This window comes from Ruegeria sp. THAF57, assembly GCF_903914075.1.
GTDB lineage: Bacteria > Pseudomonadota > Alphaproteobacteria > Rhodobacterales > Rhodobacteraceae > Ruegeria.
The window spans coordinates 122,969-137,287 of record NZ_CAIWNQ010000003.1 but is presented as its reverse complement, the minus strand read 5'-3'; the positions used below and the strand labels follow the sequence as shown (position 1 = coordinate 137,287).

The window sequence follows — 14,319 nt, the reverse complement described above, 5'->3', positions numbered from 1 at the left end:
TGTGACTTAAGGTGCCCAGGCGCGCTGATCGGGAACGAATAGCTTCAAACGATCGCCCAGCTTCAACACGCCGGGCCGCTCGACCCATGCGGTCACGCCCCGCCTGCCCTTCGCTGCGGGCTTGAAGGCTGCACCGTGGCCGGGCAGATCAGCTTCGACCTCGCGACCGGGGATCACGCAGGGGCGGTTTTCCATATCTACCGTGATCGTGACGCCATCGGGTCCCTGAAGCCGCGAGGATGGCGGAACATGCGTAAAGTCCGGTATTCCACGCAACAGGATGCTGACCCCCAGATAAGAGGGGTCCAGCGCGTCCAGCCCCATCTCTGCCGCCGTCGCCTGCATCTCATCTTCAGACAACACGGACAATTGCCGCACATTTCGGATCTCAGTGCCCTGTGGGTAGAGATTCTTCATCCGCACGCATGAGGAACGGTTCACGCCCTCATGCCGCTCGCCCGCTGCACCTGCAAAACCCAAAGACATCTCACGGACGCCAGATGCGCGGATCGACTGCCCCGCCGGAACGTGACCCAGCCAAACGATTTCACCCGTGAATTCTGTTTCTCGCAGGACCGGCATGTTCTGCCCCCTTTAACCGCCACAATCTTCGGGCAACTAGACGGCAGGTTTACCGGAAAGAAAAGAAAAACCCGAGCCTTGGCTCGGGTTTTAGCGTTAAGTGGTCGGTTCCGGCTCCATGCCACCATCGGGCGGAGATTTCTTGACCTTGGTTTTCGGGATCGCCGTGACGCTTGGCGCGCCGCCCTCATCCGGGCTACCGCCTTCGTCGTCACCTTCGCTGGGCGATTCACCGTTCATAACGCGCTTGATCTCGTCGCCCGTCAGCGTCTCATACTCCAGCAGACCTTGCGCCAGACGTTCCCACGCCTCGTTCTTATCGGTGAGGATCTTGTGCGCACGCTCATATCCTTGCTGGATCAGGCGTTTCACCTCTTCCTCGATCAGCTCTTTTGTATGAGCCGAGACCGAGAAACCAGCGGTGTTGCCCTGATAGCCCTCATGCGCCTCGGCATAGTCGATATTGCCGACCTTGTCCGACATGCCCCAGCGCATAACCATGGCGCGCGCCAACTGGCTGGCCTGCATGATATCACCAGCTGGGCCGTTCGACACATGGTCTTCACCGTATTTGATGACTTCGGCAGCCTTACCTGCCATCGTCATGGCCAGCTTTTGCTCACATTCGTCCCGGTGATAGTTCAGGCGGTCCATTTCAGGCAAAGACACAACCATACCCAGCGCACCACCGCGCGGAATAATCGTTGCCTTATAGACCGGGTCGCACAGCGGCAGCTCAAGACCAACCACGGCATGACCGGCCTCGTGATAGGCGGTCTTTTCCTTCTGATCCTGAGTCAGCACCATGCTACGGCGCTCGGCCCCCATCATCACTTTGTCTTTGGCGTTTTCAAAGTCTTCCATGGTGACAAAACGGCGACCTACGCGCGCGGCCATCAACGCCGCCTCGTTCACGAGGTTCGCCAGATCAGCACCCGAGAAGCCCGGTGTCCCCCGCGCGATGATGCGCAGGTCGACATCGGGGCCCAAAGGCGTCTTGCGTGCATGCACGCCCAGAATTTTCTCGCGGCCTTTGATGTCGGGGTTGCCGACGGTCACGTTACGGTCAAACCGGCCCGGACGCAGCAGCGCAGGGTCCAGAACGTCCTTACGGTTGGTCGCGGCCAGAATGATCACGCCTTCGTTTGCTTCGAACCCGTCCATCTCGACCAGCAACTGGTTGAGCGTTTGTTCGCGCTCATCGTTGCCACCGCCGTAACCGGCACCACGATGGCGACCGACGGCGTCGATCTCGTCAATGAACACGATGCACGGCGCGTTTTTCTTGGCCTGCTCGAACATGTCGCGCACACGGGATGCACCTACACCCACGAACATCTCGACAAAGTCGGAGCCTGAGATGGTGAAGAAGGGCACGCCAGCCTCACCGGCAATAGCGCGGGCCAGCAGCGTCTTACCAGTGCCCGGAGGGCCAACCAGCAGCGCGCCTTTGGGAATCTTGCCACCCAGACGGCTGAATTTCTGCGGGTTGCGCAGGAATTCGACGATCTCTTCCAGCTCTTCCTTGGCCTCGTCAATACCGGCGACGTCGTCAAAGGTGACCCGGCCATGCTTTTCGGTCAGCATCTTGGCCTTGGACTTGCCAAAGCCCATCGCACCGCCTTTGCCGCCGCCCTGCATCCGGTTCATGAAATAGACCCAGACACCGATCAGCAGCAGGAAGGGCAGAAGCGTGATCAGGAAGGACTGGAACCCGGATTGCTGCTGCTTTTCAGCGCGCACCGGAATGTTTTCGTCGATCAACAGCTTGGTGACTTCGGCGTCACCCGGTTTGATCGTCACATAATTTGCGCCGCTTTGCGTGGTATAGCGAATCTGTTCACCATCCAGCGTCACATTCTTGACCTCGCCGCCTTCAACAGCAGTCACGAAATCGGAATAAGTTCTTTCATTGCTCTGAAGCGTTCCGCCTGGTCCGCTGAACAAATTAAACAGTGCAAGGATCAGCAGAAACAGAACGACCCAGAAGGCGATGTTACGAGCGTTGCCCAAGGAAAATCTCCCAAAAGATTTCGGCAGGTGGGGGTCTGCCGGGTTGCTCTATAAAATAGAGATGATTCAAGCAGGTTCAATGCGATAAAAACGAAGAATGAAAGTCGGACCTTTCCGCCGCCAATTCTGCCTGCCAACCGTTCGGAAAACCTGCCAAAGGCGCGGACAAAAGGGTTTCGCCCTCCCATACTGCGGGTGATGATACCAGCACCTCGCGGGGTTTTCCAAGAGCTCTCCACTCTGACACTGAACATAGCCCTGCGTCGCCCAACGGCGCAATCGTTGCATTGGGCGCAGAAGGACCGGTCAAAACCCAACGGTCATCCCAGTCTTGTCCAATTTCGCAGCGCATTTCCTTCACGGCGTTTAGCTCTCTGCAAATCCACGTTTTATTGCCCTTTGGGATCAGAATGCAGCCCCCAACCGTGCCCGGTTTTGCGTGCTTAATCGCCTCGATTGCCTGTTCGGTGGCTGTGTGTCGTGGGGGATAGCCCGGTCCGGCAATCCACGCCAAACAGCCCAGCACCAACCGGCGCTGAACCTCTGCAGGCAAAGCCGCGAATCCAGCACGGTCGCAGCACACGCCCCCCGTATCCGCAACAAGAACTTGCTGTGCCGAGTCTTGCGTATATTGCGCCAAAGCTTCATCCGCCCGCGCCAGATTTTGTGCAACACGTGTCAGAGACCGGGCCGAAATTCCCAAGCCCCCAAGCGATTTCAGCGCGTCCCGTGCCTTAATCCGGTCGAATCTCATGTCGTGATTCGATGGGTCTTCTATCCAGTCCACACCGATTTCCGTCAGATAGTCGCGCAACTGAAGGCGCGTGACGCCCAGCATCGGACGCAGGAAGGTTACGCTGTTCCGCTTGATTGAATCAGCCATTCCAGACAAGCCAGTTACCCCCGCGGCCCGCCCCAGACGCATCAGCGTGGTTTCGGCCTGATCATCTGCGGTATGGCCCAGCGCAATCGCGCCTAAGTCGTTTCTACGGGCCCAGTCCGCCAGCAACCGATAACGCTCCTGTCGCGCGCGGTCCTGAAGGTTTCCGCGACCGTCCCAGTTTTCCCAGATCAGAGTTTCGTGCGGGACACCAAGCGTTTCTGCCTGCTGTGCCACCTTGTTCGCCTCTGTTGCGGACTCGGGGCGAAGCCCATGGTCAACCGTCGCAGCAAACAACGCCACCTGCTCTTGCCCGGCGATATCCTTCAAAAGATGCAGCAACGCGACCGAGTCGCCTCCGCCCGACACCGCAATGCCCAAACGGGCTGGAAAATCCGTTTTCAGCCGCGCCCTGATCTCGGATTGCAAAATGTCTGAAATTTCGGTCAAGAACAGCCCAGCGAGGCCATTTCCTGCGTCGCAGCCGAGGCCGCAGCCGAACCCGGAAAACGCACGCCAACCTCGCTAAGAGTTATGCAGGCCTGATCAATCTGCTCCAACCGACCCAGGGCCACCCCCAGTTCGAACAGGGCTTCAGGCGCAAACGTACCTTCGGAATCGCCCGTAAAGCTGGCCAGGAACGCACGCGCAGCCTCGCGGGTGTCGCCCAGCCCCTGCAACGCATGTCCACGCTTCAGGTGGGCCTCTGGTGCGAGGGGGCTTCCGGGGTAGGACGTTTCAAACAGCGCGAACTGATCGGCCGCCGCCTGAAAGTTACCGTCGGCCAAAGATTGTGCAGCGGCGTCAAAATCGGCGCGTTCACCAATGGCAAGTTCGCCTTGTTCGGCGATCAGCGGTGTCTCTGTTGTCACAGTCGGAGCCGCTGCGGTGATCTCGGTGTCCCCGCCCAGGGTCGATGTTTCGCCCAGCGTACTCAGATCGCCGCCTTCAAGTTCAACCAGACGAAACTCAAGATCACCAATCCGGTTGGTACCGTCGGTGACGACATTCTGGACCCGTTGATTCAATTGCTCGGTCTGCCGCGTCAGGCGTTGCAATTCAGCCTCGATCGCGTCGACACGTTCCAGAATTGAACTACCAGACAGGTTTGGCGCGGGGGAACCCGTTGTGGAAAACTCGCGCTTGAGGCGCTGAATTTCCACGTGCAGCACCGTTAGCTCTTGCCGGATATCGGCCAAAGTCTGCTGATCCTGCGCTTGTGCCACTCCGGCGGTCGCTACCACCGCGGCCAGAACCCATCCTGCAATTCTCATCGTCTTACCCCAAGGTTGAACCGGTCAGCACCGTCACCGCGCGGCGGTTCTTGGAATAGCAATCCTCGGTGCTGCAAATCTCGATCGGGCGTTCCTTGCCGAAGCTCACCGTCGTTAGGCGATTACCCGCAACACCCCGCGAAATCAAATACTCGCGGGCCGCATTTGCCCGGCGTGCGCCAAGGGCAAGGTTGTACTCACGTGTGCCCTGTTCATCCGCATGTCCTTCGATGGTTGCGACAAAATCGGGGTTTGCCAACAGCCAGTCCGCCTGCCCTTGCAGGACCGTTTGTGCCTGCGGTGTCAGCGTGGACTGGTCAACCGAGAACAGCACTCGGTCGCCCACGGTTTGCTGGAAATACGCCGGGGATCGCGGATCGCTTGGCGAACCGGGCGCGATCGTCCCGTTTGCGCCGCTGCCAAATCCACCGCCCAGTGCGGAAGGATCGTTACTGGTACAGGCGGCCATCACACTCAGCGCGCCCAAAGCCAAAACTTTGCTCAATACGTTCATTTCAGGTGCCTCGTCATATTATCTGTTTATTGCCGTCTCTGTATCACAGTGCAGGTTTTTTGTGAACTTTTCCAACCCCCTGCCCTGATCAATTCTGCAATGGCCCCCATGACGGGTCACTTCCGCCATCTGGGGTCCGTACCGGGCGCAGATTCCGTCCCGATATATCCACCGAGTACAGCGTCGCCCGACCACTTGCGCCCTGCGTTTCGCGGGTAAACATGATAACCCGACCGTTGGGCGACCACGTTGGTCCTTCGTCCAGGAAGGACGAGGTCAGCAGGCGTTCTTCGCTGCCATCCGTGCGCATTACGCCGATATGGAACCGGCCTTTGTTCTGCTTAGTGAAGGCAACCAGATCCCCACGCGGCGACCAGACAGGTGTGCCATAGCGACCCTGACCAAAGCTGATCCGCGTCGCTTCGCCACCATTGGCGGGCATGATATAAAGCTGCGGCGTACCCGAGCGGTCGCTTTCGAACACGATCTGTGACCCATCGGGCGAATAGCTGGGTGCGGTTTCGATGGCAGGTGTGTTCGTCAGTCGGACACTTTGCCCTGACGCCAGATCCATCTTCCACAGGTCCGTGTTGCCACCCTGAATCAGCGAATACACGATCGAGCGTCCATCGGGCGAGAAACGGGGCGAAAAGCTCATGGTGCCGCCCGGTGTATTCAGCTCGGTCCTGCGGACGCGGTCCACGTCCAGCACATAGATGCGTGGCTGGCCGGTTTCATAGCTGGTATAGAGCAGCCGGTCGCCCGTGGGCGAAAAACGCGGCGCCAGAACGATGGCTGCGCTGTCGGTCAGGTACTGAACATTAGCGCCGTCATAATCCATGATCGCCAGACGTTTCAGGCGCTGGTCCTTGGGTCCGCTCTCGGACACAAAGGCGACACGGCTATCAAAATAGGCGCCCTCACCAGTCACCCGGCTGTAGACCTGATCGGCAACCTTATGCGCCATCCGCCGCCAGCCGTCGGTGGTGCCTGCAAACTGCAGGCCAGTACCCAGTTCCTGACCCGAAAATACATCCCACACCCGAAACCGAACAGTTAAGCGATTGCCTGAGACATTCACAGCGCCGGTCACCAACGCCTCGGCGTTGATGGCCTTCCAGTCGGCAAACTGAACCGGGGCATCAAAACTGCTGACCCGGCTGATGAACGCATCCGATGAAATCTCACGAAACAGCCCAGTTCCCGTCAAATCAGCCGCAACCACGCGCGAGATGTCCTGCGCGAATTGGGCCGCAGCCGCGTTGTCGGGGACAAAACTGGGAACGGCAAAGGGCAAGGGCTCGATGATCCCCTGATCCAGTTCCAGACGCAGCGGTCCGTTCTGGGCATATGCAGGCGCCGTCAGTATCGTCAGGCCCAGCAACAGGCTGGTCAGAAATTTCATCATTTGATCCGCATCCTCTCGGGATTGAATGTAATCTCAATATCCTGCCATTGCGCGTATTTGTCAGCAGGCAGGTCGTATCCTTTTGCCCCGCAGCGCAGAATTGCGCGTCTGGCGGCCTCATATGCCTGGCTCGCAGACCCGGCAGACCCGCCGGAACTGTCGATCATGCGCAAACTGCCGCCCACCACCTTACCATCCGGCGTCAGTGAAAACGCCACGACAACAACAGTCTGCAGCGCATCCGTTGACAAAGAGCCAACATTCCAGCACCGCGAAACGGCCAATCGCATCGCGTCCCTTTCGCCGCTGGTCAATGGAGGACCAGAGGGTTCGCTGCCTTGACCCAATGCTTCGGCCAAAGCATCCTGGATGGCGCTTTCGTCAGCTGCCGGGGGCTCGGGCTCTGAGGTTTCAGCGACTTCGGGCGGTGCTGGCCGGTTCGGACGGACCTGAGGGCGCGGGGACGACCGGGGCGCGTATTCCTTGGCCTCTTCGGCCTCGGTCACGATCTCATCTGTGGCCTCTTCCGGGGCGGTTTGATCTTGCTGCTCTTGCTGGATTTCTGCGCCTTCATCCAGGGACACGGCAGGTGTTTCGATGTCATCCGGCGCTGCTTCGGGCGGCGGCGGGGCAACCGGCTCGGGCGCGACTTTGTCTGCGGGGCGCGGCTGCGCCTCGGGGCCGGGCGGGACCGGCAATGCCGCAATTTCAGTGTCAGGCGGAGGATCCAGCGCTGGGGGCTGTTCCACTTCAACAGGCTCAGGCAAGGGCTCGACCGCCTCTGGCTCGGGGTCCGGTTCAGGCTCAACCGCCTCCGATACCTCTGAGGTTGGCTGTTCCTCTTCAACGGGTTCTGGGGTGGCCGTGTTATCTTGCGGTTCTTCAGGCTGCTGCAAGGATGATGGCGTCGGCACCTCGGGCGCTTCGCGTTGGGCGGTCATCGCCGCGAACTGCTCAGCCGAAATCACAGAGACATCCTGAACGGCCATAGGCAAAGGCTCGGACCGAAAGGTGCCGCCAAACAAGGCCCATCCGATCAGAGTCACATGGGCGATCGCCGAGATCTTGGTGCCGGTATCCACCGCGCGGCCTCACTCTCCACCTTCGTCCAGTGTCGGGCCGCCGGTATCCGTCACCAGCCCCACATTGGAAAAACCGCCCGCATTTAGCGCCCCCATGACCTGCATCACCTGCGCGTAAGGGATCGCGCCATCTGCGCGCAGGAACACGCGGTCACTGCTTCGTTCTGCCGCGATTGCGCGCAGTTTGCCAATCAACTCTTCGCGCAAAACATCCGTGGTCTGGATTTGCACCCGCCCGTCAGCCGTTAACGTCACGGTCAGCGGTTCTTCGTTGTCGCCGGGCAATGCGCTGGCGGCAGTTTTGGGCAGATCAACCGGAACACCCACGGTCAGCAGAGGCGCGGCCACCATGAAGATGATCAGCAACACCAGCATGACGTCGACAAAGGGCGTCACGTTGATTTCGGCCATCGGCTGCGCACGGCCTCGACGCCGCCCGCGCCGACGCCCGTTCCCACCCGAGGGTTGCTGAACCGCAGCCCCCATGTCAGCTATCCAACTGGCGCGACAGTATGGTCGCGAATTCGTCAGCGAACGCCTCGTAACCGCCTACGATCCGGTCACTATCGGCGCTGAGTTTGTTATAGAAAATAACCGCCGGGATCGCGGCCAACAGACCCAGCCCCGTGGCCAGCAACGCCTCGGCAATACCGGGGGCAACAACGGCAAGGTTGGTGTTCTGCTGCTCGGCAATCTCGATAAAGGCGTTCATGATACCCCAGACGGTGCCGAACAAACCGATAAACGGCGCGGTCGAGCCAACCGTCGCAAGGATCGGCAGCCCCTTTTGCAGCGTTTCAGCTTCCTTCGCGATCGCCACATCCATCGACCTGTCGATGCGCGCGGTTGCCCCGGCAATCAGCCCCCCATCCGTGCGATGGGACCTGCGCCATTCGATCATGCCAGCCGCAAAGATCTTTTCCGAACTTCCGTCGGGCTGCGCGCCAATCTGTTCGAACAGCTCATCCAGCGGATTGCCCGACCAGAAAGATTCATCAAAAACCTGCGCCTCGCGCCGTGCCGCCCGATAGTTGATGATTTTCTGGATAATGATGCCCCATGACCAGATAGATGCACCAATCAGCATCAGCATCACCAGTTTTACGACAAAGGTCGCGCGGGCATACAGCCCCCACATGGAGAAGTCGATCTCCTGCGCCAGCGCCAGCGTTTCAGCTTCCATGAACCTGCTCTTTGTTTTTGCCTGACGGCCGTTCTTTTGGCCTTGTTTTGCCAAACGCTAACGCAGTTGGTTATGAAAAGCCAACAGAACCACCCCTACCCTGCAAATTGTTACAACAATGCGCGAATCTCTGCCGGAAGCCGCACCGGCTTGCCCTGCGCATTCATGCAAACGGCGGTCACCGTGGCGCGAAAAACCTCAGTCTCGTCCCGTTTTACGACCTGATCCATGGTCAGGCGCACCCCGGACACAGAAGCAACCGTAGTTTCGACGATCAGGTCGTCCTCAAACTTGGCTGGCGCCAGATAGTCCGCCTCGATCCTGCGGACGACCCAGACAATACCGGCATCGCGCATGGCGTTTTGGTCGTTGCCGAGTTTACGCACATAATCAGATCGCGCTCGCTCGATAAACTTCAGGTAGTTTGCGTGATACACGACACCACCCATATCGGTGTCTTCGTAGAATACCTGAACAGGGTACACGTGTTTCATTGCGGCTGCTCCATCCTCGCATACAATCGCAGAGCGTGTGATGGATCCTGTGCGACGCCCGGCAGAACCGGATCGTAGGCCGCACGGATCAGTCCGGCAATATCCGGCCGCAGGATCGTCGCGCCGCCCGCGATCGCCAGCGGCGACGCGCTGCGAAATGCGGCGTCAGACCACAGCAAGATCGTCTGCACCACCTGACTTAGCGCCAAAGTTTCTGCCGGAACCTTGGACAGTTCCTTGTCCATCCGAAGAAACACAAACGCCGCCCTGATCGACCCGTCCTCTTCAAACCTGAAAATACGGTACTGATTGGCATCTGCCGCAACCAGCCGCTCGACCAACGGGGCCAGATCGGGCACCAAACGGTCCAGATCCGGAACCTCGAGCAATTCCTTCCAATCACGGAAGAAAAAGACCATGCAGTTTGCACCCAACTCCGGGTCGGTTTCAGCCATGTTGTGACCGGCAAGCGTGACGACCGCTTCAAACGCGCCTTTGACGGTCGCCAGCGTTTCGTCTTCCACGCCGAAAACAATGGGCACGATAGGGCGACCCCAGCGTGCAAACAGGAACTCGCCGCTTTCACGGGTGAACAACGCTTGGATGTCTTCGGGTGTCACGCGCAATCCTCGGTGGTCACAAAAGGGTCGTTCGAACCCTTAAAAGCTATGACGCCCAGCTTCAACCAAACAGATCGCTTTGCCCCTTGGGGGCGGCCATCCCAAGATGAGTCCACGCCTTCTGCGCCAGCATTCGACCACGAGGTGTGCGTTGGATCAAACCCTGTTGCAGCAGATAGGGCTCGATGACTTCCTCAAGCGAGTCGCGGCTTTCCGACAACGCAGCAGACAGGGTTTCGATGCCAACGGGTCCACCTGCGTAGTTCTCGGCAATCAACGTCAGATACCTACGGTCCGCGCCATCCAATCCAAGATTATCGACCCCCAGCCGGGTCAAGGCACCGTCGGCCAGATCGCGCGTAATGTGACCGTCACCTTCGACAATGGCAAAGTCCACAACGCGCCGCAGCAAACGACCTGCAATACGCGGTGTTCCGCGTGACCTTCGGGCGATTTCCCGCGCGCCGTCGTCATCAGCGGGGGCACCCAGTTTGCGAGCATTTCGGGTGACGATCTCGTGCAATTCATCCACGGTGTAGAACTGCAACCGTGTCGGGATACCGAACCTGTCGCGCAGCGGTGTGGTCAGCAGGCCCATCCGTGTTGTCGCACCGACCAGGGTAAAGGGCTGAAGCTCGATCCGTACCGTGCGCGCCGCCGGGCCTTCGCCGATCACCAGATCCAGCTCGAAATCCTCCATCGCGGGGTACAGAACCTCTTCGACTGCCGGGTTCAGGCGGTGAATCTCGTCAATGAACAGCACATCGCGCGATTCCAGATTGGTCAGGATCGCCGCCAGATCCCCCGCCTTGGCCAACACGGGGCCAGAGGTCATGCGGAAATTCACCCCCAACTCGCGCGCCATGATCTGCGCCAGAGTGGTTTTCCCAAGCCCCGGAGGGCCATGAAACAGCGTGTGGTCCATCGCCTCGCCCCGCTGGCGGGCCGATTGGATAAAGATGCGCAGGTTTGCGCGCGCCTCGGCCTGACCGATGAATTCATCCAACCCCTGCGGACGCAGGGCGCGGTCATTGTCCTCGGGCAGGGGATCAGGGCGCAGGGTAGGATCGGCGTCTACCATTCACTCAGCCTTTCGGAGCCAGTAGTTTCAACGCCGCACGGATCAGCTCCGCCTCGCCAGCTTCGGGCTGACTGGCTGCGGCTTCGGCCACAGCGGATGCAGCTTCGGACGGGCCGTACCCCAAGTTTGACAAAGCCGACAACGCACCGGCAGAGGCCGCGGCGTTACCCGGTGCAGGTTTAACAACCCGTTTGGGCGCAGGTTCGACCGCCTCAACAACCTCAAGATCAGGGCCGTCCATCGCCTCGGTCACCGTACCGCCCATCGCCATCACACCGGGCGCTTTGTCCTTAAGGTCCAGAACGACGCGCTGCGCCGTCTTCGGGCCGACACCTTTGGCGGATTTGACCGCGCCCCAATCGCCCAGAGCAATGGCTCGGCTTACCCCATCAGGCCCCAGCGCCGACAGGATAGCCAACGACACCTTGGCCCCGACCCCCTGAACCGAGCACAGCAGGCGATGCCATTCCTTCTCGACCAGCGACAGAAACCCATAAAGCTGCATCAGGTCCTCGCGCACGACCATGTCAGTGTAGATCGACACCGCCTCGCCCACACCTGGCAGCGCCGCCATTGTCCGATCCGAGCAATAGACGATATACCCCACCCCGCGCACATCGATCAGAACATGATCCGCCGCGCGGTAGTCCAGACGCCCTGTCAGTTTGCCGATCATGCCCGAACCTCTTTCATCCTCGCCTGAGGCGCTGCGCCGTAATATGAGTGACAGATCGCAATAGCCAGTGCATCCGCCGCATCCGCGCCTTTGGGTTCGCACCCCGGCAGTTGAAGTTTGACCATATGCAGAACTTGCTCTTTCTCGGCGTGGCCGACGCCCACCACTGTTTTCTTCACCCTGTTGGGCGCATATTCACCCACTGCAAGCCCAGCCTGCGCAAGGGTCAGCAAAGCCACCCCGCGCGCCTGACCCAGCTTAAGCGTGCCCGCACCGTCCTTGTTCACAAAAGTCTGTTCGATTGCCGCCTGTTCGGGCCGGTATTCCGCGATAACCTCGACAATCTGATTGTGCAAAGACAGCAGCCGTTCGCCCAGATCATCGCCATCTGACTTGCACAAACCATTGGCGACGTGGCTCAGGCGGCTGCCACGCGATTCGATGACGCCCCATCCCAGGGTCCTGAGCCCCGGATCAATGCCCAATATCCGCATCTTTTTGCCTCGGCCTGCTCGGGTTTTTGTGCTCTTTCCCTTCGATTAGCACGAAGCGTGAACATTTTCCAAGCGAATTGACCGAAAGTCTAAAAACGACACTTATGTTCCGGGGCCGACAAACCTGCCAGTTTGCGACGCCAAAGCGTCTGTTTTCGACACGGAAATTACCGGTTAATGACCTTAAAATTAAGGGTTTTTCATAATCCAATAGCCTTGCAAAAAACGCATAGGACACATGCAATTTCTGCGCTTGCGGAACCCGATCACCCTAACTAAATGCCGATCAGATCGAATGATCGAGACATGAAATTTAACCAGAAGGAAACAGGATATGGCTGCACTGGATACCACCCGCGCCACCACTGGCTCGTTCGGCCTTGCTGGCCGTATCGGCGCATTTTTTGCATCGGCAGTGACCGCCGTTGTTGAATGGAACGATGCCCGCGTTACTCGTAACGTGCTGAATCGTCTAACGAACCGCGAACTCGAAGACATTGGTCTTTGCCGGGGCGACATTGACGTCGTCGCGGAAGGTCGCCGGTAGGGATTAGCACACCCCTGCCACTCACTCGCCCCTTCCTCCTCCCTCGGGGGCAAAGAAAAACGCCGCGCATCTTTCAATGCGCGGCGTTTTTTTAGTCAAAGCGGACAAATGCTCAGTGCAGGAACTTGCCCAACTGAACAGAGAGACGTTCCGAGATGGGATCAACTTGCATCACCCAGGCACCAGCTTTTTCCACCGCTGTGCCTTCAGCCAAGCTATCGACCCGATATTGATAAGCAGACGCGCCCAAGCTGGTCAGCAGGAACGTCTTGAAGGCAAACAAGCCCACGAGACAAAGCAGCAGAACCTTTGCAGGCACGGCCGACTGCACGCGCTGCGGCCGCATCACGACAAGACCATCTTTACGCATGGTCGCGCGATAGCCGCGGCTAAGCTTGGCATGTTTTTTGTTCAGGCGATGAATGCGCTGATCAAATTCCAGTTGTTTTCCAGTCATGGCAGCCTCCAAAAACCGCCCCCAGGTTGCATCTTTTCAAGGTAGAAAGAGATTGCGCCAAAAAAGTGGCGAAAATCTAGAAAACTCCTGTAAATGGCCCGAATTTAGCCCTGTTTGCTTAAGATTAGCGTCGTCCACTCACCAAATTCCGAACGATTGGCCAGATTAAATCCGTTTTGGAGATAAACATTAACGACGTCATCTGCCTGTTCGTTGAGGATTCCCGAAAGAATTGCATAACCGCCGGCACGCAGATTCGCGGCAATTTCCGGCGACAGGGCGACCAACGGTCCTTTTAGAATATTCGCAAAAATCAAATCGTAGGGCGCAAGGGAATTCAGATCGGGATGGTCGAAACCCGCCGCCTCGACACATTGAACCTGTCCGGACATGCCATTGGCCTTAAGGTTGGCCTCGGCGACGTCCACGGCGACTTGGTCAATATCGCTTGCGATGATGTCCCCGTCCCAGACCCGTGCGGCAGCCATGGCCAACACTGCCGTGCCACAACCGATATCCGCCACTTTGTTGGCCGAAAACCCATCGTCCAGCAAGTAATCCAAAGCCTTTAGGCAGCCCAGAGTGGTTCCGTGATGACCGGTGCCGAACGCCATCGCCGCCTCGATCAACAGCGGGATGCGGCCTTCGGGCAGCTTGTCTGCGTCGTGGCTTCCATAGACAAAGAAGCGTCCGGCCTCGACGGGGGCCAACTCGCGGCGCACATGGGCAACCCAATCGGTTTCCGGCAATTCTGACACCACGAAAGGCTTGGCTTCGAACGCGACGGCGAGCACAGCCAATGCGGTTTCATCCGGGGTTTCGGTGAAGTAACCGCCGACTTCCCACAGGCCCGAACCGTCTTCGACCTCGAACACGCCGACGCCAGTGGGTTCTGGCACCAGACGCTCCATGGCTTCGCCCAACCCTTCGGCAGCTTTCTTTCCCGTCAGAGTGGTCAGCGCAGTGAATGTGGGCATCTTGGCCTCCTGTGTCAGTTGCCACAGCGCCTAGGGC

17 protein-coding genes are annotated in these 14,319 nt (G+C 58.9%); 1 reads left to right on the top strand and 16 read right to left on the bottom strand.

Annotation, left to right across the window (positions count from 1 at the left end; genetic code table 11):
* Positions 1-6: 6 nt before the first annotated feature.
* From RUESEDTHA_RS08580 to ruvC, 14 genes are all read right to left on the bottom strand, one after another.
* On the bottom strand, positions 7-582 hold the full coding sequence (locus tag RUESEDTHA_RS08580) for a sulfurase (protein ID WP_180886195.1): 576 nt from the start codon (positions 580-582) through the stop codon (positions 7-9).
* 96 nt (positions 583-678) lie between these two features.
* Positions 679-2,595, bottom strand: a complete 1,917-nt coding sequence (gene ftsH, locus RUESEDTHA_RS08575; RefSeq protein WP_171121839.1) for an ATP-dependent zinc metalloprotease FtsH — start codon at positions 2,593-2,595, stop codon at positions 679-681.
* Positions 2,596-2,671: 76 nt separating this feature from the next.
* Positions 2,672-3,925 (bottom strand): tRNA lysidine(34) synthetase TilS, encoded by a 1,254-nt coding sequence (gene tilS / locus RUESEDTHA_RS08570; RefSeq protein ID WP_180886193.1) that lies wholly within the window; start codon positions 3,923-3,925, stop codon positions 2,672-2,674.
* On the bottom strand, positions 3,922-4,749 hold the full coding sequence (ybgF, locus tag RUESEDTHA_RS08565; protein ID WP_180886191.1) for a tol-pal system protein YbgF: 828 nt from the start codon (positions 4,747-4,749) through the stop codon (positions 3,922-3,924). Before ybgF ends, tilS begins: the two co-directional genes overlap by 4 nt.
* A 4-nt stretch (positions 4,750-4,753) precedes the next feature.
* Positions 4,754-5,263 (bottom strand): peptidoglycan-associated lipoprotein Pal, encoded by a 510-nt coding sequence (gene pal / locus RUESEDTHA_RS08560; protein ID WP_180886189.1) that lies wholly within the window; start codon positions 5,261-5,263, stop codon positions 4,754-4,756.
* A gap of 88 nt (positions 5,264-5,351) precedes the next feature.
* Positions 5,352-6,671: a Tol-Pal system beta propeller repeat protein TolB gene (gene tolB, locus RUESEDTHA_RS08555; RefSeq protein WP_180886187.1), complete on the bottom strand. Its 1,320-nt coding sequence runs from the start codon at positions 6,669-6,671 to the stop codon at positions 5,352-5,354.
* Positions 6,668-7,753: an energy transducer TonB gene (locus RUESEDTHA_RS08550; protein ID WP_180886184.1), complete on the bottom strand. Its 1,086-nt coding sequence runs from the start codon at positions 7,751-7,753 to the stop codon at positions 6,668-6,670. The genes tolB and RUESEDTHA_RS08550 overlap by 4 nt, the downstream gene beginning before the upstream one ends.
* A 9-nt stretch (positions 7,754-7,762) precedes the next feature.
* Positions 7,763-8,239: a protein TolR gene (gene tolR, locus RUESEDTHA_RS08545; RefSeq protein WP_180886182.1), complete on the bottom strand. Its 477-nt coding sequence runs from the start codon at positions 8,237-8,239 to the stop codon at positions 7,763-7,765.
* Between the two features lies 1 nt (position 8,240).
* Complete coding sequence (gene tolQ, locus RUESEDTHA_RS08540) at positions 8,241-8,936, bottom strand: protein TolQ (RefSeq protein WP_180886180.1); 696 nt, start codon at positions 8,934-8,936, stop codon at positions 8,241-8,243.
* 110 nt (positions 8,937-9,046) lie between these two features.
* Complete coding sequence (gene ybgC / locus RUESEDTHA_RS08535; RefSeq protein WP_180886178.1) at positions 9,047-9,430, bottom strand: tol-pal system-associated acyl-CoA thioesterase; 384 nt, start codon at positions 9,428-9,430, stop codon at positions 9,047-9,049.
* On the bottom strand, positions 9,427-10,050 hold the full coding sequence (locus RUESEDTHA_RS08530; protein ID WP_180886176.1) for a hypothetical protein: 624 nt from the start codon (positions 10,048-10,050) through the stop codon (positions 9,427-9,429). Before RUESEDTHA_RS08530 ends, ybgC begins: the two co-directional genes overlap by 4 nt.
* A 61-nt stretch (positions 10,051-10,111) precedes the next feature.
* On the bottom strand, positions 10,112-11,131 hold the full coding sequence (gene ruvB, locus RUESEDTHA_RS08525; protein WP_180886174.1) for a Holliday junction branch migration DNA helicase RuvB: 1,020 nt from the start codon (positions 11,129-11,131) through the stop codon (positions 10,112-10,114).
* 4 nt (positions 11,132-11,135) lie between these two features.
* Positions 11,136-11,807: a Holliday junction branch migration protein RuvA gene (gene ruvA / locus RUESEDTHA_RS08520; protein ID WP_180886172.1), complete on the bottom strand. Its 672-nt coding sequence runs from the start codon at positions 11,805-11,807 to the stop codon at positions 11,136-11,138.
* Positions 11,804-12,301 carry a crossover junction endodeoxyribonuclease RuvC gene (gene ruvC, locus RUESEDTHA_RS08515; RefSeq protein WP_171121828.1) on the bottom strand — a complete coding sequence of 166 codons (498 nt, stop codon included), beginning with the start codon at positions 12,299-12,301 and terminating at the stop codon, positions 11,804-11,806. Before ruvC ends, ruvA begins: the two co-directional genes overlap by 4 nt.
* A gap of 334 nt (positions 12,302-12,635) precedes the next feature.
* On the opposite strand from ruvC, the gene RUESEDTHA_RS08510 reads away from it, so the two are divergent.
* A complete protein-coding gene (locus RUESEDTHA_RS08510; protein ID WP_171121827.1) occupies positions 12,636-12,848 on the top strand; it encodes a DUF1127 domain-containing protein in 213 nt (70 codons plus the stop codon).
* Positions 12,849-12,960: 112 nt separating this feature from the next.
* On the opposite strand, the gene RUESEDTHA_RS08505 is transcribed toward RUESEDTHA_RS08510, so the two are convergent.
* Both RUESEDTHA_RS08505 and RUESEDTHA_RS08500 read right to left on the bottom strand, forming a co-directional pair.
* Positions 12,961-13,305 carry a hypothetical protein gene (locus RUESEDTHA_RS08505; RefSeq protein WP_180886170.1) on the bottom strand — a complete coding sequence of 115 codons (345 nt, stop codon included), beginning with the start codon at positions 13,303-13,305 and terminating at the stop codon, positions 12,961-12,963.
* A gap of 104 nt (positions 13,306-13,409) precedes the next feature.
* Complete coding sequence (locus RUESEDTHA_RS08500; protein ID WP_180886168.1) at positions 13,410-14,282, bottom strand: 50S ribosomal protein L11 methyltransferase; 873 nt, start codon at positions 14,280-14,282, stop codon at positions 13,410-13,412.
* Between the last annotated feature and the right edge of the window lie 37 nt (positions 14,283-14,319).

Excerpts from the sequence above, each read along its gene's own strand:
- pal (WP_180886189.1), bottom strand. The coding sequence starts at position 5,263 with ATGAACGTATTGAGCAAAGTTTTGGCTTTGGGCGCGCTGAGTGTGATG.
- tolB (WP_180886187.1), bottom strand. The coding sequence starts at position 6,671 with ATGATGAAATTTCTGACCAGCCTGTTGCTGGGCCTGACGATACTGACG.
- ybgF (WP_180886191.1), bottom strand. The coding sequence starts at position 4,749 with ATGAGAATTGCAGGATGGGTTCTGGCCGCGGTGGTAGCGACCGCCGGA.
- RUESEDTHA_RS08505 (WP_180886170.1), bottom strand. The coding sequence starts at position 13,305 with ATGACTGGAAAACAACTGGAATTTGATCAGCGCATTCATCGCCTGAAC.
- ruvC (WP_171121828.1), bottom strand. The coding sequence starts at position 12,301 with ATGCGGATATTGGGCATTGATCCGGGGCTCAGGACCCTGGGATGGGGC.
- tolQ (WP_180886180.1), bottom strand. The coding sequence starts at position 8,936 with ATGGAAGCTGAAACGCTGGCGCTGGCGCAGGAGATCGACTTCTCCATG.
- ybgC (WP_180886178.1), bottom strand. The coding sequence starts at position 9,430 with ATGAAACACGTGTACCCTGTTCAGGTATTCTACGAAGACACCGATATG.
- tolR (WP_180886182.1), bottom strand. The coding sequence starts at position 8,239 with ATGGGGGCTGCGGTTCAGCAACCCTCGGGTGGGAACGGGCGTCGGCGC.
- ruvA (WP_180886172.1), bottom strand. The coding sequence starts at position 11,807 with ATGATCGGCAAACTGACAGGGCGTCTGGACTACCGCGCGGCGGATCAT.
- RUESEDTHA_RS08580 (WP_180886195.1), bottom strand. The coding sequence starts at position 582 with ATGCCGGTCCTGCGAGAAACAGAATTCACGGGTGAAATCGTTTGGCTG.
- RUESEDTHA_RS08500 (WP_180886168.1), bottom strand. The coding sequence starts at position 14,282 with ATGCCCACATTCACTGCGCTGACCACTCTGACGGGAAAGAAAGCTGCC.
- RUESEDTHA_RS08510 (WP_171121827.1), top strand. The coding sequence starts at position 12,636 with ATGGCTGCACTGGATACCACCCGCGCCACCACTGGCTCGTTCGGCCTT.
- ruvB (WP_180886174.1), bottom strand. The coding sequence starts at position 11,131 with ATGGTAGACGCCGATCCTACCCTGCGCCCTGATCCCCTGCCCGAGGAC.